The sequence below is a fragment of the Bradyrhizobium sp. genome (assembly GCF_016213215.1).
Lineage (GTDB): Bacteria > Pseudomonadota > Alphaproteobacteria > Rhizobiales > Xanthobacteraceae > Bradyrhizobium.
The window spans coordinates 1-18,307 of record NZ_JACRAW010000114.1; the positions used below are offsets into that span (position 1 = coordinate 1).

Sequence of the window (18,307 nt, forward strand, 5' to 3'; positions counted from 1 at the left end):
ACGTCCAATCCCACAAAATATGTCATCGGAGCTCTCCTGTGTGGCAACGACTGCCTAAGTCGTTGCACCGGGCTCCGGATTCGGCCACCAGGCGGCTATCCCCGTGCACCGCTTTCTCGGAGCCCGATAAGAAGAGCCGTCGCTTCCCCGTTGCCGTAACCGTCTCTACCGCTATGAAGGATCTCCGGTGGCACGTTCCGTCGCTCCAGGTAACTCGTTCTGGTCGCACCATGTTGCGGCCTGGTGTCGAGGCGCACTGGAACGGAGCACTGCTGCCGCACACGCGATTTTTCGACGACAAGGCTGATACGGTGGCGCTCCATCTGCTGAGCAAGGAAGCGTGCAGAACATCTGCGAAATTGGCCCCGAAAACGCGGAAGGAACTGGTCAAGAAAGCGCAATCGAAGCCGCCTACGAGACCTCCACGCTATCGTTACGGTGCGCGCACGGACAGTAAGCTGATCGCTTTCGGGCGTTTTGGGGCATGCATGTCGAAGCGATGAACTAGAGCGGGATGGGGCATGCCGAGTACCGTGCAGCGCCCGGTCTGTTGCCGCATGCCTTGCGCATCGGGCGCGGGCCAATTCAGGAATCCGGCAACGAAATGGACTGGCGGAGCCGCTTCATCCGAGTGCCTGGGCCCAACTAAGCAGCGCTGCTGCTTGCGCGCCGCGCAGATGCCGCTTGAGACCGCAAACTGTGGACGGCTCTTCGAACCGGCGGCGCTTCAGCGACGGGCAAGAGCGCGCGACGGTGCAGGAGACGAGAAGGCAGGCGTTGCCGCGGCGGAGGTTTGCCGCCGCCATGGCTTCGCCATCAGATTGCTGTTCCGCTGCGGCTGCAGTTCGGTCTGACCGCCCCAAAGGCACCGCAGCTGGCGGCGATTGCTGCGGGCTGACGGTACGGCAAATGAGGTGCCGGCGCTCGCGACCTTTGCCGGTCTCGTGCTGTCGCCGGATGGGATGACGCCGGATGAACGGCGCGTGTTTGCACCGGCGCTCAAAAGTCCGGCCGCGATGAAATGGCAGCTCGCGGGAAAGCATCCTGATCGCGGTTACTCTTTGTCGGGATGCTGTGCCTCTTCACCAAGAGCATCGATTACGTAGGAGCCCCCTCAAGATCGACCACTGCGTTGCGCTCAAAGCGTGGCTGCCGAGTCGCTTGCGCAGGGCTTTCGGTCACCTCCACTTGACAGCACCTAGCGTCGCGAATAAACAAACTATACGGTTTGGTGTAGCCACTCGATCTCGATCGAGCGGCCCGAGCCGGAACCGGCCACAGGACTTCAGGCTCGGAGACCAGGTAGTGACAAGGATTGCAGGTTGGTCGCGGCGCTCAGCTGGGCAGATCGATTCCGAAATGCCGCTGAAGCGCTATTTCGCAGTCGCCGGCGGCGCGTTGCTTACGCTGCTGTTCGCCGCCGACGCGGTGCTGCCAAAGTCGGCAAGTGAGAACTTTCATTCGGAATCTACCCATCCGACGATCCGAATCCATTCCCAAATCAAGGGAGCTGAGTTGGTCGTGATCGATACCAGTCAGCCCGCCGCGATCGCGCCTGCACCAAGTGAGTCGGCGACGACCGAGGCCGATACGGCACCAGAGAGCCCAGCCCCGCCGGATCCATCAATTCGGGATAGTTTCGCTCAGCTTGTTCCGCCCTCGCCGGATCAGGTCGGCGCAATCGAATCGAGCAGGGCTCAGCGGAAGCCGCAGTTGAAAAGAAAGCCCACAAGAGTTCGCGCTGCGCCCCGGACTATTCGGCTCGCCAAACCGCCTCAACCCGGGCTCTTCGATTTCAATTGGTGACGAGTCGGATCGCGCACCCAGCTAGAAGTTGCCGATGTGAGTTGGTCAGAGGCGCTTGCGTTTCGTGCCCCTTGCAAGCGCCGCCTGACCGGAGAGCTGCCAGTCGCCCCGGCTGGCGGCTCTCCCATTCGACAACTTTGATTGTGCAACGTTCTTGCGCCTAGCGGCCTTCGGCCAACTGCAATTCACGCCGGCACGCTTCGCTGAAATCCCGCAGCGGGTCGACTTCGTCTATCAGACCAGGCAGATCGCCAAATGTCCTGTTCGGCGAAAGATAGGTCTCAATGATCAGGCGGCCCGCCTTTTCAGCTGCTTCGATCACAGCGTCACTTGAGAGTATCTTCATCCGACCGATGAGCGCGTACAGGCCGACTAATTTCGAGATGTCGGACTTGTCGTTGACCAGCGCCTCGGCGTACAGCCTTGACCCTTCCTCGATGAAACTCTTGTAGAGCTTTTCGCGCTGGGAACTGACCCGCGCAGCACGGTGCCTTCGATCCTCGCGACGCTGAGTGGTCCAACTCATCAGGACCGTCGCGAGTCCTCCTGAGGCAGATCCGAAGAAGGCAGCGAAGGCGGGAATATAGTGCATATCCATCTTGTTGTCTCACTTGCGGTTAGCTGAAGAATCGGCAGCTTGCTCGAAGACCGATCGGCACGGCTCGCTAAGGTCGAACTTCCTATGCCTGAGGCAGTTTTCAACCTTGGCCGGGTCTGGAATGTAGCTGCCACACAGGCGAAAGGCGTCCGGTGCGCATGCCGCCCTCTGCTCGGGGCTGCCGCGACCGTCCTGCGCCAACGCCGTGCTTGCGCAAAGAAGAGCTGCTGCCATGACGCAAAGACGGTAGCTCGATTTGGATGCGATATTCATGGGCCTGTACTTTCTCGAAGCTTGCTATCGAGATAAACTATACGGTTTAGTATATTTGTCAACTCTGCTCAGCCCTCTCGGCGGTTTTCCGAACGCACCCGGTTCTTGCAAATCGGAAATCACCGCAGACGACGAACTGGCCGCCAGCTGCGTTCACGTCCTGCGGCTTTTTTGCCGGCCTAGCGCCCCGATTGGCGGGTGCCTCCACGCCACTTTCCGGTCCCCCTCCCGTCCTGGGCGAGCTTCGCCGAGGGACTGTGCACAGATTGGAGCATGCTGCTTCGTCGCGCGTGCAGGCGGCGGCGCAAACGCCGTATCCGCAAATTTGAACGCATTCCCGCCGAGTGGCGTTGCGATCGAAGGAATGACGACCGAGCCTGAACAAAAACCTCCGGCAGGGGCATTGCCGGAGGCCTTGGAGGTCTAACATCAAGGCAGAGCAATCTGCATTGATCGGTGGGGGATGAAGGCTCCGGTAATCCGCGCCGGAGTCTTCACCCAATCATCAGCTTACCAGTTGCGCTGAGCGCGGAAGCCAGCGGTCCAGGTGCCCTGGTCCTTGAACTCGTACGTGGAAGCCGGCTTCGTGCCGATGGCCGGCAGAGCGATGGCACCCGTGTTCTTCTGGTCGAGCTTGGTGTACATGACTTCGCCCGACAGCGTCAGGTTCCTGACCGGCGTCCATGACGTCTTGGTGCCAATCTGCCAGATTTCGAAGTCCGGGTCGCAGGTCGAAGCCGCCTGCAATGCATTGACGTAGGTGGCACAGACCAGAGCCTTGCCGTTGTTGCTGTATTCCAGCTTGGCCCAGGCGCCGAAGATCGACGAGTTCCACTTGGCATCCCAGTTGTGGGTGAAGCCACCGCGAACACCATAGGACTTGGTCAGTTCGAGACCAGTACCGTTAGCCGTGCTGGTGCCGGCGAAGACGGCGTCAGACACGCCAGCGAATGCGATGGTCTGGTAAGCACCCGGGACGCTTGGGCTCATCCCGTACATCGCAAACGCGGTCGGAAGCAGGCTCTGGAAGACGTAGCGGCTCGCACCGTCCGCGTACGTAGCCGAGAAGTTGAACGTATCACCCGGACCAGACGGGATGTTCTTGATCGACACGCCCAACTGAGCAGCCCAGCCCCACTTGTCCTCGGGATGTCCGAGAGTCTCGTTGGACACCGTGTAGTAGCTGGTGTGGTTGTCGTGGCCCGCGAACGATGCCTGGAACAGGCCCCAAGCCTGATCGATGCGGATCTGGCCGATGACGTCGGGAGCAGCCGTACCGCCCATGCCGTTCGATCCGTAAACGCCGGTGCCGGCGCCCGCAAGCGTGGCCCCAGAGGTGTTCCAGATGTTGGTCGTATAGTAGAGGGTCGGATCCTGCAGCGAAATGGTACCGCTAATGCCCTGACCGAAGTCCGCAGTGTAGGTCAGCTGGTTGACACCCGTGACGTCGCCGGAGCCGCCCACCAGGCCGTCACCGAAGTTCGCCGGATAGTTGGTCCACGGCACGTCGAACTGGGAGACCGCCTTACCGAGCGTGAACCCGGCGAACTGGATGAAGGCATAGTACACGCCGAGCTTGCCGCTCGCGATGTCAGTGCCGGAGTCCCAGGTGAAGGTCGCATCGAAGAAGGTGCGGACCACGCCGAGTTCGGTCGCGGTGCGCGTGTCGATGTTCAGTTCCTCACGGGAGCGGCCCATGAAGTAATTGCGCTTGCGGTTGATCTGGCCGCCATCGCCGTTCCAGGCCGGAACGTTGAAGAAGCCGTTGGAGTTGACGACGGCGTCTACGCGCAGATAGCCACCGAGCTTGATGCAGGTGTCGGTGCCCGGGATGTAGTAGAAGCCGGCACCATACAGCGAGCAGATCTTTACGTATTCGACGGCCTTGGCCTTCACGGGAAGATCGGCAGCCTGAGCTGCGCTCATGACGATCAGTCCCCCCGCTGATGCCAGCAGAGCGCTCTTAAGTACATTCATTTGTAGCCTCCAAAGTTGAAGTCCCGGCGAAGTTTTCCCCATGCCGTGGCCAGCTCGAAAACCGACCGCTGTCGCCGAGACGTGCTGATAGTCTCACTTGTGACGGATGCGGCCCTTCGCGTACGCGTAAGAGCCTGTTGCTTCGCTCGCCGGGTTGCGTGCGCATTCACCACCACGCCCGGCAGCCGTTGCACGGCACTGCTGGAGGGTGTCGAAGGAGCAATCCCGCACTCCTGCGGAAAAAGCATCCTGGCGGCAATATTGGTAATCCTTGGCTACGGCCGGCTGCGCGACTCCAAGGAACGTCGCGCTGGCCACCACCGCGGCTAAACTTAAAATCTTTCTCATCTGTTTTGCTCTCCGGAATGGGTCGACGACCCGCGGTCAGCTGATTGAGAGTCGAGACTGACGCGACCGAAGAGCTATCGCTGCGGTCGGTGCTGAAAAAGCACACGAGCTTCAAATGACTTGCTACGAAAATGCACAAATTCGGAAGCAGCCGGCGCTTGTGCGTGGCAGTACGGCCACACTTGCTTGATGAGTGGAGCGGCGGACATGGTTCTGACGTCCGCCGCGACTGCCTCTCAGATAACCAGGGCAGTGGACAGTCGCGAAGACTCGGTTGCCAGATCAGATGGCGTGCGCCTCATTCGAGTCCACAGCCAGCTCCTCGCGAACTTGTCTTATCTCACCCAGCAAGAAATCCAGGACCACACGGGTGCGGGGCGGCAGGTGCCGGCGCGACGGGTAGACCATGCTGAACGGAACACCAGGAGCCGGAAAGTCGCTCAAAACGCGGACCAGATCGCCACTCCGGACGTCGTCCAACACATGGACTAAGGGCATAAATGCAATTCCGTAGCCGGCACGCACAGCCAGGTGCACAGCACCGGCGTCATTGGCAAGAAAGCCGCCCGATACCCTAACGTCCTCAGAGCCGTCCGGGCCGACGAACGTCCACACGTCTGAATCGGGACCAATGTCGTGCACGATGCAGTTGAATTTCGTGAGCTCGGCGGGCGTGAAAGGTTTACCGTACTTTTTAAGATAACCCGGGGCAGCCACCGCCACGCGGGCGGCAGTCCCGGTTCGCCGTACCACCAACGACGAGTCGGTGATCTCGCCCACACGCATCGCGAGATCGAGCCGATCCTCGACCATATCGATTTGCCGATCACTCACGACCAGTTCGACCCTCAGCCCGGGGTGACTGTCAATCAGGGCGGGTAGACGCTGCGCGAAAAAGCGACTGGCTGCCACAGGGACGCCGACACGCACCAACCCAACCGGGGAAACACTCTGACGACCGAGGGCGGCCTCCAATTCCGCGACGCCATCCAGCACCGGCCGAGACATACCCAGCAGCATCTGCCCATCGTCGGTCAGGCTCAGTCTTCGGGTCGTGCGGTGAAACAGGCGCACGCCGAAATGCCCTTCGAGTTGCGAGATCTGGCGCGCCACCGCAGCTTGACTGACCTCGCGCTCACGAGCGACGGCCGAGAAGGAGCCGGTCTCCACTACCCTTACCAGAACACCTAGAGCTCCCAGAAGATCCATCGATTTCCTCGGATTTCGCAAAGATCATTCAAAGCGATGCGGGATTATTCCGCTGAGGCAAGAGGTGTATCTCAAACGCATCGCAAACGCGTTGATCCAGATCCAGCCGGGTCACGCCCTTGCGATAAACCTCCGCGCTCCGCGAGCCGTCCGATGCCAAAGCATCTTGAAATCACCGACTCTCTAAAGATGCTGATAGCTGCGGTCATCGGCGGCTTCGCGCGAGGAGAAGGACTCCCGATCATCCTGATCTCCGTGTTTTGCGAGCTGGTCATGCTGGCAAGGCGCCGACACACGCTGCCGAGGACGCAATAATGTCCCAACCGCGCACAAAAGCCGCTCTGAAATTGCTCTGCCGCGCGACGTTCGCCGGTGCGTTGGGGTTGGCCGCCGTATGGACCGGATACACCTTGTCAGACAACTACACGGACGAGCCGCCGACCGGCATCGGTCACGTTCGGGCCGACGCTGTACCGGTTGCTCCCTGCGTGTCGGGCTTCGTCACCGAGGTGCTGGTGAGCGACAATCAGTTCGTCAAGCGTGGAGAGGTCCTGTTCTGGATCGATCGCGCGGCCTACGTGATTGCCTTGCAGCAGGCCGATGCAGTGTTGGAAGAAAGGGGCGCGCTGCTCGAACAGGCCGATGCCGAGTTCAGGGGCTATGGCGCGTTGACACCCGAGTCCGGCGCTTCAAAGCCGATGATCGATCAGGTGACCGCCAGGCAGAACATGGCAAAGACGGCATATGAGCAGGCACTGGTCGAGCGCAACCTCGCGCAGCTCAATCTTGAGTGCAGCGGGGTGCGCGCCTCCATCGACGGCATCGTGACCAAGGCGGACCTGCGCCCCGGCACCTACGTCGCGCATGGTAAAGCCGCGATGGCCCTGCTCGATCGTGAGGCGCTACATGTCGAGGCATACTTCGACAAGGACGAGCTGTCCCGCATCCATCCCGGCGATACTGTCAACGTGCTTCTGATAGGCAGCAACCACATCCTGCGCGGACACGTGGAAAGCAGCGCCACAGGCGTCGAGGAAGGTGACCGCAGCGGCGTCGCGACCCTGCTCGCTGAGATCAAGCTCACTTTCAACTGGGTTCGCGTCACCCAACCGGTACCGGTGCGGATTGCATTGGACGATACCGAGGACAGATCGCATTTGGTTGCCGGTCGCGCTGCGATTGTTGAAGTTCTCGGGCCGACATTGAAGCAAGGCTCGGCTTCAGGCGCGAACTGTAAACCGAGGTCCGTCAATAACCTTCCGCGAGCGTAATGAAAGGCGAACAACGGACTACCGAGCTGTGGGTCCTGCTCCGCAGCAGTCGTTTTAGCCGCAACACGGCGTCTTACGCGTACCACTGTTGTGGACGTTGAGCCGACTGGAGCGGCTTCTCAAAGAGAACCGACGTACTCATGGATGCATCACGTCAACACCTGAGCGCGTATGGAAAGTGCTCGAAACAATCGGAAATTGTCGTTACCTTCGTTTTTGTTGCATGACTGGGTTGGTCGAGCCGTTATGCAGCTACCTGGCGCCGAGCGTTGATGATTGGCTTTCCGGGATTGCCATTATTTTGAGCATTTCCGCCAACCGGCTCGGCGCAGTCCTCGCCGTCTGCTCAACGGTGCACCCAAAGAAGTAATTTGGCCCAGCAAGAGGGCGGCTCGTCTGTTCCTGCCTGATCACCGAATCCGACCACCGGCAGTTCAGCGGTGAACCACCCGGATCGGCAGCAGGGACATAAATCGGGACGGCCGTCTTCCTTCATTCCGATCAGGGCCGATCCACCAGTTCCTCTTGACAGGTCGTCGCGCTGGGGATTATATAAACTATACGGTTTGGTATATATATGTAAGGCAGGTCTACTGGCAATCCCACGATTGCCTGGCGGTGACAGCGGTCTTCCATTCACGAGGTAAACACCTATGCAACGTTCCCCCACAGTCTCTGCTGCCATGCTGAGAACACCAGCGGCTCCCTACTCCAGGCTGATCGCTCCACTGCTCCTCGCCGGACTGGTCGCCGGCTGCGACTCCGGCAAGAAGGAAGCGGCACCGGCGCCGGAACGACCGGTTCTGACCACCACCGTTCACTACAAGAGCGTCAACCAGGCGCGAAGTCTCGCTGCAATCATCAAGCCGCGCATTGAAAGCGACCTCGGCTTCCGGGTGAGCGGGAAGGTTGCGAAGCGAATTGTGCAGAATGGCGATCGCGTCCGCCAGGGTCAGGAGCTCCTCCTCCTCGACACCAACGATCTCGAGCTGCAGCTTGAGCAGGCTGAGGCCGAGGTGCGGGCGGCCACGAGCAGCCTGGCACAGGCCGACGCCGATGAGAAACGCGCAGTGACGCTGCAAAAGGACGGATGGACCCCGACGGCGACTCTCGACAAAGCGCGCGCGGCTGCAGCGGAAGCGCGCGGAAGGCTGACCCGCGCACAGCGCTCGGTCGAGCTGGCTCGCAACGCGCTCAATTACGCCAGGCTCGAAGCCGACGCCGATGGCGTGATCACGGCAACCCCCGTCGAGCCTGGCCAGGTCATTGCAGCCGGCCAGCCGGCGGTGAGGCTGGCACGTCTTGGCGAACTCGAGGCGCAAGTCGCGATCCCTGAGACATTCGTCGAGCGCGCCAAAGGCGCCAAGGGAAGTCTGACATTGTGGTCGCTGCCCGAACACCACTACCAGGTCAAGCTGCGCGAACTGTCCCCCACCGCCGACGCCGCGACGCGGACCTATGCCGCCCGATATTCAATTCTCGATCCTGACGAGGCCGTACGCCTCGGCATGAGCGCGACGTTGACTTTGTCGGAAGCCGACACCCAGGGCGCTGCCCGCCTGCCCGTCACCGCGCTGTTCAATCACGGGCGCGGCCCAAGTGTCTGGGTGGCGAATGAAGCAGGCAAGCTCACGGCGCGCAATGTTTCCATCGCGCGCTACGAGGGCAAGACCGTGCTGATCTCAAGTGGCGTGAACGAGGGTGACAAGGTCGTCACGCTTGGAGTCGAGAAGATCGACGAGGGTCTGGCGGTGCGCCCGACCGAATCGCTTTCGTTCTAACAAGGGAGAGCTATCGTGAAGAGTTTCAATCTCTCCGCCTGGGCCGTCGCCCACCCCGCCCTGATCCTGTTCCTGATCCTGATGCTGGGTGGCGCCGGCGCCATGTCCTACGTCAACCTCGGACGCGACGAGGATCCCTCCTTCACCGTCAAGACGGCGATCGTCTCCGCCGCGTGGCCGGGAGCGACCGCAAAGGAGATGCAGCTCCAGGTCGCCGACCGGATTGAGAAAAAGCTGCAGGAGCTGCCCTGGTTCGACACGGTAAAGACTTTCTCCAAGCCTGGCATCGTCCTGGTCCAGATGGAATTCCGCGACAGCACGCCGCCCGGCCAAGTGCCCTGGCTCTTCTACCTCGTGCGCCGGAAGATGGCCGACGTGAAAGCGGACCTGCCTGACGGCGTTATCGGCCCGAATGTCAACGACGAGTACGGAGACGTGGATTCGGTCCTGTACACGTTGCGATCCGAGGACGCCGACTACGCGCAGATGAAAGCGGTAGCCGAATCGGTGCGTCAGCGCCTGTTGAGAGTGCCTGATGTCACCAAGGTGACGATCTACGGCACCCAGGAGGAGCGGATCTTTGTCGACTTCGACCACGTCAAGCTGGCGAATCTCGGGGTCGGTCCGCAAGCCATCATAGAGAGTCTTGCGAAGCAGAACGCCGTGGTACCGGCCGGTATCGTCCAGACGGACGGGCCGCGCATCCCGTTGCGGGTCACGGGCGCTTTCAATGGAGTGGAAACAGTCAAGAACACGCCGGTAGCCTCGTCTAACGGAACGATCCTGCGGCTCGGCGACATCGCGACCGTCACCCGGGGATTTGTGGACCCGCCCGATTTCCTGCTCAGGCAGCGCGGAATACCCGCTCTCGCACTCGGGGTCGTAATGCAGAAGGGCGCGAACATCATTGATCTTGGCAAGAACGTCGATGCGGCGATGGAGGAAGTTCAGCGCAACACGCAAGCCGGGTTCACCTACGAACGCATCGCCGACCAGCCCAAGATCGTCGAGGAAGCGGTGGGCGAGTTCATGCGGTCGTTCGCCGAAGCACTTGCCATCGTGCTCGCGGTGAGCTTCCTGTCCCTGGGATGGCGGACCGGCATTGTCGTTGCGCTCTCCGTGCCGCTGGTCCTCGGCATCGTGTTCATCATCATGCAGATGACCGGCCTCAATCTGCACCGCATCACGTTAGGCGCGCTCATCATTGCGCTCGGCCTGATGGTCGACGATGCCATCATCGCGGTCGAGATGATGCTGGTGAAGATGGAGCAGGGAGTACCACGCGCAGAGGCGGCCGGTTTCGCCTGGACCTCCACAGCGTTTCCCCGCTTGACCGGCGCTCTGGTGACGGCGGCCGGATTCCTGCCGGTCGGATTGGCGGCCTCCAGCACCGGAGAGTACGCGGGAGCCATCTTCTCGGTGGTTGCCATCGCGCTGCTGGCGTCGTGGCTCGTGGCCGGGATGTTCACGCCATACCTCGGCATGAAGCTCCTGCCCAGCTTCGAGGGCCATCACCACGAGGATCCCGATGCGATCTACAACACGCCCATGTACCGACGGCTGCGTGCGGCAGTCAAATGGTGCGTGGACCACCGCGTCTGGGTCGTAAGCGGGACCGTCGCGGCGTTCGTCCTGGCGCTTGCCGGTTTTACCAAAGTGCCGCAGCAGTTCTTCCCGACCTCCGAACGTACGGAAGTGTTCGTCCAGTTCCGGATGCCGGAAGGAAGCGCGATCGCCGCGACCGCGGCGGCGGCGAAAAAGGTCGAGAATCTCCTCGAAGGAGACGACGACGCGGCGACATGGACGACGTACATCGGGGCTGGCCCGCCGCGGTTCTGGCTGGGGCTCAATCCGGCCCTGCCGAATGAGGCCTATGCCGAGATCGTCATCGTCACCAAGGATATAAAGGCGCGAGAACGGCTGAAGTCAAAGATCGACACGGCGATTGCCAAAGGTACGGTCCCCGAGGCCCGCGTCCGAACCGATCGCTTCAATTTCGGTCCTCCCGTCGGCTTCCCGGTTCAGTTCCGCGTCATCGGCACCGATCCGCTGCAAGTCCGGTCGATTGCCTATCAGGTTCGCGACCTCATGCGTGCCGATCACGACGCGATCGAGCCGCAGCTCGATTGGGACGGCCAGATGCCGTCCGTCAAGCTCGTGCTCGACCAGGACCGCACGCGCGCGCTGGGCCTCGACCCGCAGACCGTGTCGCAGAGCCTGCAGGCGCTGGTGACGGGCTACCCGATCACGACCGTGCGCGACGGCACCGAGAAGGTGTCGGTGGTGGCCCGCGCCATCGAACGCCAACGCAGCGATATCGGCTCGATCGGAGACCTCACCATTCTCGCGCGGAACGGCGTTCCTGTTCCCGTGTCGCAGGTCGCCCACATCGAACAGGGTCACGAGGACGCCATCTTTTGGCGGCGCAACCGCGACCTCACCATTGCCGTGCGTGCCGATGTTCGTGACGGCGTTCAGGCCCCCGACGTGTCGCGCCGGATCTGGACCAACCTCGAGCACCTGCGCAGCACGCTGCCGGCCGGCTACCGCATCGAGATGGGCGGTGCGATCGAGGAATCTGCAAAGGCCAACAAGGCACTGCTCGCGATCTTCCCGGCGATGATCGTGGCGATGCTGGTCATCCTTATGTTCCAGTTGCAGAGCTTCTCACGCCTTGCACTCACGTTGCTGACGGCGCCGCTTGGCCTTATCGGAGCCACCATCGGCCTGCTGGCTTCCGGCATGCCGTTCGGCTTCGTGACGCTGCTCGGGTTGATCGCGCTAGCCGGCATGATCATCCGCAACACCGTCATCCTGGTCGATCAGATCGAGCATGACGTTGCCGCGGGCAGCACGCGCTACGAAGCGATCATCGACTCTACCGTACGCCGAACCCGGCCGGTCGTGCTGACGGCGCTGGCTGCGGTGCTCGCCATGATCCCGCTGTCGCGTTCGGGGTTCTGGGGTTCGATGGCCGTCACCATTATGGGCGGCCTGCTCGTGGCGACTGCGCTGACGATTCTGTTCCTGCCCTCGCTCTATGCGCTCTGGTTCCGCAAATCGCTTGATGAGCGCGGTGCCGGAGCGCTGGAGAAGGACGCTCACTCCGCCAGCACGCCTCAAGAGGCCGTGAAGGAAAAGGCTCCCGAACCCGCGCTCACCTGAGTGCCGCAACCTGCCACCGCTGCAGCCGAAGACGCGGCTGCAGCGGCAGCCTGAAGCAGAACAGGCGCAACGTGAGCGCCTATCTTCTACTATGCGGGGGCCAGCGATGCATGTCGGCTCCCGAGCGCCCGGCCACGCCAAAATTGATGCAAATCAAATGTGGTCGTGACAGTGGTGGAATCATGCCGCGCCCCGGCGCAAATGAGGCTCGCGTGTCCCGAGATGTCGTTTCCGTCGAGATAGAGCGTCACACCGGCTCCGTACCCGAATGGGCCGCTGTGCTGAGCAGGCATGTCGCCCAGGTTCCGGAGGCGCTCCGCGGTGACGAGGTGACGACGTGCATCCCCGCCACCAGGGCAGGCTTCCGCGGCAGACTCGAATACGGAACATTCGGAGATGCCGTCCTGTTCAAAGCCTGCGCTACTCCCAACCAGTTCAGCCGCTGGGTGCGAAAAGCGGACTCGTCGGTTCCCTCGCCCGTACTCCTGTTCATTCAGCTGAGCGGCAGCCATCGCTTTCGGCAATCAGACAGACTTCTCGTACTCCGTCCAGGAGACTGGTGCCTGCTCGATACTTTCCATCGCATCGACTGCTGGACGATAAACGAGAGTGCAGAGCTCTTGGGTATGACCCTGCGACGACCCTCGGATCCGGAGCAGATCGACCTCCTGCTGCGAGGAGGCGCCAATCGGTTCGACGGCAACATCGGTACTTCCCGAGTCTTGCAGAAGACCCTGATCGAGCTTTTCGCCCAGATGGACAATGTCGCGCCCTCGAGCGGAAGTGGGCTGCGCGATTCGGTGACCATCATGGTTTGGGACGCAGTGCGCGAGCAGTTGGCGAACCCTTCGCCCCTGCTGTACAGGGATATCCAGGCTTCCCGCCTGAAGGCCTATGTCGAGTCGCAGCTTTCAAACCCGGCGCTTTCGGTCGAAGCCATCGCGCAAGCCTGCGGCCTCTCCGTTCGAAGCGTGCACCGGATATTTGTTCTCGATCGGGCCGGATCCGTCTCGGCATACATATGGAGGCGGCGCCTGGAGCGATGCGCGGAGGCTCTGCGCGACCGCAAGGAGGCGCGGCGATCTATTGCGGAGATCTGCCTGCACTGGGGATTTCACAGCACCTCCCACTTCAGCCGGGTCTTTCGCAAGCATTTTGGAGTGCCGCCCCGAACCTACCGCACCGGTTGATGGATGAGGCAGCCCGCGGCGAGAGAACGGTTGCGCCGCGCCGTCAAGGCACCCCGCGTCGAGGCGCATCGCACGGCTGTTTCTGTTGTCGGCTGTGCTCGTGTAGTCGGCGCACGCCCGTGGAGTGCAGAGCGCGGACTGGTTGCGCGGCTTCGGGGTGCGTTTTCGTCGCACCCCGACCTTTACCCGCAGCCCGGCTCCTCAGGCTGCAAGTGCATCCCTGGTGAGGCTCCACGCTTCCTTCAACAGCTCGCGACGGCGGTCGAAATCGGCCTTCATGGCGGTCAGCCGCTTCTCGATCCTGGCCTTCGTTTCAGCGTTGGCCTGATCGATCTGACGCTTCAATTCCGCAAGCTTAGCATCAGCCTCCTGCTCAAACTGGCGCTGCTTGGCTTCGGCGCGATTGAAGGTCGCCTCGACCTTCGCCCGCGTCTCATCGAGCCGCTTGCTCAGATTCTCTTTCGCATCGCCGCTGGCGCGACCGAATTCCATCTTCAGTTCAGCGAGTTCCGCTTTGCGCTCCTTCGCGAGCGCATCCAGCTGCTCAGCCTCGAAATCCGAGCGCCATTGCCGGATCACCTCGCCGCCCAGAGCGGCCATCCGGTTGTCAAGCGGCGTGATCCAGTCCTCCTCGATCTCGGCGGCGACCGCGGCCTTTCCAGGCAACAGCTTGGTCGACACAGCCTCAATGAAATCCGATCTTATCCCCAGGTCGACAATGTCGCCGAGTCCACCCGATATCGCGCCGGCGCCCATTCCGATCGCGCCGCCAACCGGGCCGCCAATAAGCCCGATCAGGCCGCCCATAAGCGTCCCGACCGCAAACCCCAGCGGTCCTTGATCGACGGCCTGCCGAGTAGCCAGATTCCCGTTCGCGTCCCTGACCAGGACTGTCGTCCCGTAAAGGGTCACTGTTCCTTCCGCATGCAGCTGATTCAGGGCCCGCGTCCCTTCGTACGCAGCGGTTTCCGAGGGGAATATGATGACGACGAATTTGCTCATGGCGATCTCCTGTTCTCGCGTTCCTGCAACGTGCGCCGCGCCGGCGTCGTCCTGTTGACGAGAATCAAGCGATAGAGTGGCCGTGTTGCCTGTGAGTGCCACTATTGATCTGGTGGGCCACTTTTTCGGAGATCAGCGACTTCGCTCCAAATATGGCAAGGCGCGCGTGGCGCGGACAGCCTAAGATATTGACTCAGGTCAACCTGACGAAGCCCCATTCGGAAAACAATATTGAGACAAGCCAATCAACGGAGATGGTCATGTCAGAGCAGAGCAGCGTGCATTATTATCTCAATTGGGCCAAGGAGCGGATCGACGAGATGGATGCCGCCTTGGCATCGCTCGAGGTGAAGGCCGGTCAGGCGAAAGCCGAGTCCCAGGTCAAGGTTGATGAAATCGTCGCAGACCTGAAAAAGCGCCGCGACGAATTTCAGACGGTGGCCAAGACGCAAGCGGAAGCAGGCGAGGCCGCCTGGGCGCGCGCCAAGACGGAGATGGAAAATCAGTGGGAGGGGTTCGAAGCCCAGGTAAAGACCTACTTCGACAGCGCCGGCAAGCAGATCGAACAGCAGCAGGTCACGTTCAAGGATATCGCGGCCGCGCAGGCAAAGGCGTGGCAGGAAGCGGCGGGCAAGTTCCGCGAGGCGGCGGGTAAAGTCGCCACGGCGCGGAGCGCCGACCTCGAGGCTGCCCTCAAGCAGATGAAATCCGACGCATCCGAAGCCGAAGCACGCCTGCAGAAGCTGAAGCAGGCCGGAAGCGAGTCCTGGTCGGTGTTGAGCGCGGCGCTCGCCGAATCCCGCAAGGCTTTCGACCAGGCCAATCAGGCCGCCTGGAACGCACTCAGGGGTCCCGGCCCGAAAGGCTGACGCCGGCATTGTGTTGGAATGATGCGGTTCAGGAGAGGCGCATGGCAACGGATGTGCTGGTTTCGCGCGAATTGAAATCGCTGCAGGACGAACTTGCGACCTCCCGAACGGAGCGCGCTGCAAAGAATGAAGCCTCGGCGTCGCCGGCCCCCGAGCCGGCGGCGGCTGTGGAGCCGTCGCAAGAACCGCCCGAGGAGCAACCGGAGCTGCAGGGCTACCTGCGCCAGCTCGCCGACGAGGTCACCGAGTTGTTCGGCGAGGCCGAGAAGAGCATCTCGACTCACCCTGCCCAGAGCGTAGCCGGCGCACTGCTCGTCGGCATCTTGATCGGCCGGCTGCTCGGCAGACGATGAGGAGGTGGGGAACATGTTCGATCATCTTCTGCGCGACCTTCAGGTGCTGCGCAAGGCGGACATGCTGATCGGAAAGATCTGGCTGAATGTGCTGGCGCGCCGGCTTGGGCTGTTTGTCTTCGCAGCCCTGGTTGCCGTGTTCGGGCTCGGCATGGCGAATGTCGCGGGCTACAACGCGCTGCTAGGCCCGATCGGAGGAGTCTGGGCCGCCACTGCGGTGGCTGTGGCGGATTTTGCGATCGCCGCAGTCGTGCTCCTTCTGGCCATGACAGCCCGTCCGGGGCCCGAAATCGAGGTGGCGCTCGAAGTGCGCAAGACCGCTCTCGAGTCAATTCAGGAGGATGCGCGAGATCTCAAGTTGGCGGTCGACGCCATCGGCCACGAGATCAGGAATGTAAAGCAGAGTGTTACCGCGCTCGTCCACAATCCGCTCGACGTCGCGGCCGAGAAGCTGCTCGTGCCGGCCGTCCTTTCCGTACTGAGAGGCATTCGCTCGAAGAAGGAGCATTCGCAGTAACGCTGGGGGCTTTGTGTCCTTGCGAGAACCACCACGCAGGAGGCCCGTGCGCGATGGCGTCCGCACATCTCCCAGGAACGCACGGATCGAGCTGATACGCGACGGTCAGAGTCCGGGATCAACGACGAGCGATGCGTTCGGCGATTGCAAGATCGGCGGCATCCAGCCGGGCACCCGCTTCGTTGCGGATCGCCGCCGAGCATCAATTTCCGCCCGAGCTCATTGTGTAGACCTTCCGTGTAACTCAGTTATCGGCAGAGTTTGCGTGCGTGCGCTGAAGATTTACGCGAGTTCAGCGAGGCTTGCAGGCGCGAATTGCAGCTGACTCGTCCGGCGGTCAGCCAATAAATATACTACACCGTACATTCTGTTTTTGTTGCATTTTGGTGACAACCGTGTCAAGAGTGATTTCGGCGCACACCAACTCGTGATGGTAAATGACGATGGCGAAGAACAAAGGTCCGAAACGCGGCAGGCCCCCGAAGGACCTGGCTGGTGACGTTCAGGCACGGATCCTCGATGCGGCTCAGCAGCTCTTTCTTGAGAAAGGATACCGCAGCACGAGCATAGACGAGATCGCGGAGACGGCTCCTGCGAGCAAGCCGACGATCTATGCCCATTTTCCGGGTAAGGAGGCCCTCTTCACGGCGGTCGTAGCCCGCACGATCAACGAATTGACCGATTTCGAAGGCTTCTCAGCCCAGGGCCGTACGCTCCAGGACAAACTAACCAACGTCGCCAAGGAGATCGTTGAGCGGTTTATCGCGGATACGCTCGACCTGACGCGAGCGACCATTGCGGAGGCGCGGCTTTTCCCGCAATTAAGCCGGAATGTTCACGACGCTGCGCGCGACCGTGCGGCTGGCGCCGTTTCACAGATCCTGGATGACGCAACCCAGAGACTTGCACGTTCGCCAAAGGGGCCATTCAGCAACAAGCGACGGACCGCCACCGCACAGATGTTCATGGATCTCATTTTGCTTCCGATGCTTATGCGGTCCTTAATGGGTGAGGACCTGAAGGACCTCAGGAAAGAGCTGCCGTCATTCCTGGAGGAGCGGGTCAACTTCTTTCTCGCGGCTTGCGAAGCAGATTGGGCCTCATAACGGGGTCATCGAATCAGTGGACAGGCGGGCGTAGACGGCCCACAGCCTATAGCTGCTGGGGAAGGCACAGAGCATTGACGCAAAAGTCCATCATCTCGTCGAACGTCGACCGAGCCCGGACCCCGCTGACTTGGCGCGTCCTCAAATGGGCGTCCATCGCTGTAAACAGGCAGCAGGCCAGCGTCGCTGCGCTTCCCCCTCGAATCTCGCCGCGGGCCTGTCCAGCCGCGATCATCGGCGTCAACAATCCGGCCATGCGATCAACGTAACTCAGCATGATCGGCCAGTTTTCATTGGTGGCCGTTGCAATGAGCTCGTTGAGCCTCTTGTCGTCCGCCACCCGGCGCTCATGCAGCTGGTATATCGTGCGGAGGACAGCCTCCAGTCGGTAACGAGCCGATCCGCTGCCATGAGCGGCATTCGCGGCAGCGTGAAACACCTCCGCAAGCAGCTCTCCTACGACGACCTCCTCGATTTCTTGCTTCGAACGAAAGAAGCGATAGATGTTGGCCGGAGACATCGCGGCCCGGCGGGCGATGTCAGCGACAGTCGTCTTGCGGTAGCCGATCTCGCGATACAGTTCGACCGTGGTCTGCAGGATGAGGCGACGGGTTGGTGACCATCTGACCTGATTGGCGCGTTGTTCTTGCATCATTGTGACCGCGGATCAAAACGGGCTGCGATTTGGATCATGCTGTCTCGAGTCACGACCGGCCAGCCCAACCGACTCCCCCGTTTTCGTATGCAGCGCGCGCAAGGCACATCTGCCGTAGAGCGAGCGGACAGTGACCACGGCCTAAGCGCCGGCTCTGTTCGAGAATTGAACACTTCAATTTTCCCGG

At 61.5% G+C, this 18,307-nt stretch carries 16 protein-coding genes; 9 read left to right on the forward strand and 7 right to left on the reverse strand.

Annotation, left to right across the window (positions count from 1 at the left end):
* Positions 1–1,305 precede the first annotated feature (1,305 nt).
* On the forward strand, positions 1,306–1,806 hold the full coding sequence (locus tag HY852_RS19750) for a hypothetical protein (protein ID WP_291606483.1): 501 nt from the start codon (positions 1,306–1,308) through the stop codon (positions 1,804–1,806).
* 160 nt (positions 1,807–1,966) lie between these two features.
* Here the strand turns inward: HY852_RS19750 and HY852_RS19755 are convergent, their stop codons facing one another.
* The 5 genes from HY852_RS19755 to HY852_RS19775 form a co-directional block, all read right to left on the reverse strand.
* Positions 1,967–2,404 (reverse strand): hypothetical protein, encoded by a 438-nt coding sequence (locus tag HY852_RS19755; RefSeq protein WP_291606484.1) that lies wholly within the window; start codon positions 2,402–2,404, stop codon positions 1,967–1,969.
* Positions 2,405–2,413: 9 nt separating this feature from the next.
* A complete protein-coding gene (locus HY852_RS19760; protein ID WP_291606485.1) occupies positions 2,414–2,677 on the reverse strand; it encodes a hypothetical protein in 264 nt (87 codons plus the stop codon).
* A 510-nt stretch (positions 2,678–3,187) separates the two neighbouring features.
* Positions 3,188–4,654, reverse strand: a complete 1,467-nt coding sequence (locus tag HY852_RS19765) for a porin (RefSeq protein WP_291606486.1) — start codon at positions 4,652–4,654, stop codon at positions 3,188–3,190.
* A 93-nt stretch (positions 4,655–4,747) separates the two neighbouring features.
* The gene (locus HY852_RS19770; protein ID WP_291606487.1) at positions 4,748–5,002 is read right to left on the reverse strand and encodes a DUF3551 domain-containing protein; all 255 of its coding nucleotides are present in this window, start codon (positions 5,000–5,002) and stop codon (positions 4,748–4,750) included.
* Between the two features lie 282 nt (positions 5,003–5,284).
* Entirely contained in the window at positions 5,285–6,211 is a 927-nt protein-coding gene (locus tag HY852_RS19775; protein ID WP_291606488.1) for a LysR family transcriptional regulator, read from the reverse strand.
* 347 nt (positions 6,212–6,558) lie between these two features.
* Between HY852_RS19775 and HY852_RS19780 the strand changes: the two genes are divergently transcribed.
* The 4 genes from HY852_RS19780 to HY852_RS19795 all read left to right on the forward strand — a co-directional run bounded on the left by HY852_RS19780 (position 6,559) and on the right by HY852_RS19795 (position 13,618).
* Entirely contained in the window at positions 6,559–7,482 is a 924-nt protein-coding gene (locus HY852_RS19780) for an HlyD family secretion protein (RefSeq protein WP_291606489.1), read from the forward strand.
* Positions 7,483–8,165: 683 nt separating this feature from the next.
* Positions 8,166–9,263 carry an efflux RND transporter periplasmic adaptor subunit gene (locus HY852_RS19785; protein ID WP_291606490.1) on the forward strand — a complete coding sequence of 366 codons (1,098 nt, stop codon included), beginning with the start codon at positions 8,166–8,168 and terminating at the stop codon, positions 9,261–9,263.
* A 15-nt stretch (positions 9,264–9,278) separates the two neighbouring features.
* Entirely contained in the window at positions 9,279–12,428 is a 3,150-nt protein-coding gene (locus HY852_RS19790) for an efflux RND transporter permease subunit (protein WP_291606491.1), read from the forward strand.
* 110 nt (positions 12,429–12,538) lie between these two features.
* Entirely contained in the window at positions 12,539–13,618 is a 1,080-nt protein-coding gene (locus tag HY852_RS19795) for a helix-turn-helix domain-containing protein (RefSeq protein WP_291606492.1), read from the forward strand.
* Between the two features lie 201 nt (positions 13,619–13,819).
* Here HY852_RS19795 and HY852_RS19800 read toward each other — a convergent pair whose 3' ends face one another.
* Positions 13,820–14,620: a DUF1269 domain-containing protein gene (locus tag HY852_RS19800; protein ID WP_291606493.1), complete on the reverse strand. Its 801-nt coding sequence runs from the start codon at positions 14,618–14,620 to the stop codon at positions 13,820–13,822.
* Between the two features lie 104 nt (positions 14,621–14,724).
* Between HY852_RS19800 and HY852_RS19805 the strand changes: the two genes are divergently transcribed.
* The 4 genes from HY852_RS19805 to HY852_RS19820 all read left to right on the forward strand — a co-directional run bounded on the left by HY852_RS19805 (position 14,725) and on the right by HY852_RS19820 (position 17,465).
* Positions 14,725–15,489 (forward strand): hypothetical protein, encoded by a 765-nt coding sequence (locus tag HY852_RS19805; RefSeq protein ID WP_367116378.1) that lies wholly within the window; start codon positions 14,725–14,727, stop codon positions 15,487–15,489.
* Between the two features lie 41 nt (positions 15,490–15,530).
* Positions 15,531–15,842, forward strand: coding sequence for a hypothetical protein (locus HY852_RS19810; RefSeq protein ID WP_291606494.1), 312 nt, complete (start codon positions 15,531–15,533; stop codon positions 15,840–15,842).
* Positions 15,843–15,855: 13 nt separating this feature from the next.
* Positions 15,856–16,359 (forward strand): hypothetical protein, encoded by a 504-nt coding sequence (locus tag HY852_RS19815; RefSeq protein ID WP_291606495.1) that lies wholly within the window; start codon positions 15,856–15,858, stop codon positions 16,357–16,359.
* A 443-nt stretch (positions 16,360–16,802) separates the two neighbouring features.
* The gene (locus tag HY852_RS19820) at positions 16,803–17,465 is read left to right on the forward strand and encodes a TetR/AcrR family transcriptional regulator (RefSeq protein ID WP_291606497.1); all 663 of its coding nucleotides are present in this window, start codon (positions 16,803–16,805) and stop codon (positions 17,463–17,465) included.
* A 46-nt stretch (positions 17,466–17,511) separates the two neighbouring features.
* Here HY852_RS19820 and HY852_RS19825 read toward each other — a convergent pair whose 3' ends face one another.
* Positions 17,512–18,120 (reverse strand): TetR/AcrR family transcriptional regulator, encoded by a 609-nt coding sequence (locus HY852_RS19825; protein WP_291606498.1) that lies wholly within the window; start codon positions 18,118–18,120, stop codon positions 17,512–17,514.
* Positions 18,121–18,307 lie beyond the last annotated feature (187 nt).

Coding starts and splice junctions, on each gene's coding strand:
- HY852_RS19755 (WP_291606484.1), bottom strand. CDS start 2,404: ATGGATATGCACTATATTCCCGCCTTCGCTGCCTTCTTCGGATCTGCC.
- HY852_RS19760 (WP_291606485.1), bottom strand. CDS start 2,677: ATGAATATCGCATCCAAATCGAGCTACCGTCTTTGCGTCATGGCAGCA.
- HY852_RS19765 (WP_291606486.1), bottom strand. CDS start 4,654: ATGAATGTACTTAAGAGCGCTCTGCTGGCATCAGCGGGGGGACTGATC.
- HY852_RS19770 (WP_291606487.1), bottom strand. CDS start 5,002: ATGAGAAAGATTTTAAGTTTAGCCGCGGTGGTGGCCAGCGCGACGTTC.
- HY852_RS19775 (WP_291606488.1), bottom strand. CDS start 6,211: ATGGATCTTCTGGGAGCTCTAGGTGTTCTGGTAAGGGTAGTGGAGACC.
- HY852_RS19785 (WP_291606490.1), top strand. CDS start 8,166: ATGCTGAGAACACCAGCGGCTCCCTACTCCAGGCTGATCGCTCCACTG.
- HY852_RS19795 (WP_291606492.1), top strand. CDS start 12,539: ATGTCGGCTCCCGAGCGCCCGGCCACGCCAAAATTGATGCAAATCAAA.
- HY852_RS19800 (WP_291606493.1), bottom strand. CDS start 14,620: ATGAGCAAATTCGTCGTCATCATATTCCCCTCGGAAACCGCTGCGTAC.
- HY852_RS19810 (WP_291606494.1), top strand. CDS start 15,531: ATGGCAACGGATGTGCTGGTTTCGCGCGAATTGAAATCGCTGCAGGAC.
- HY852_RS19815 (WP_291606495.1), top strand. CDS start 15,856: ATGTTCGATCATCTTCTGCGCGACCTTCAGGTGCTGCGCAAGGCGGAC.
- HY852_RS19820 (WP_291606497.1), top strand. CDS start 16,803: ATGGCGAAGAACAAAGGTCCGAAACGCGGCAGGCCCCCGAAGGACCTG.
- HY852_RS19825 (WP_291606498.1), bottom strand. CDS start 18,120: ATGATGCAAGAACAACGCGCCAATCAGGTCAGATGGTCACCAACCCGT.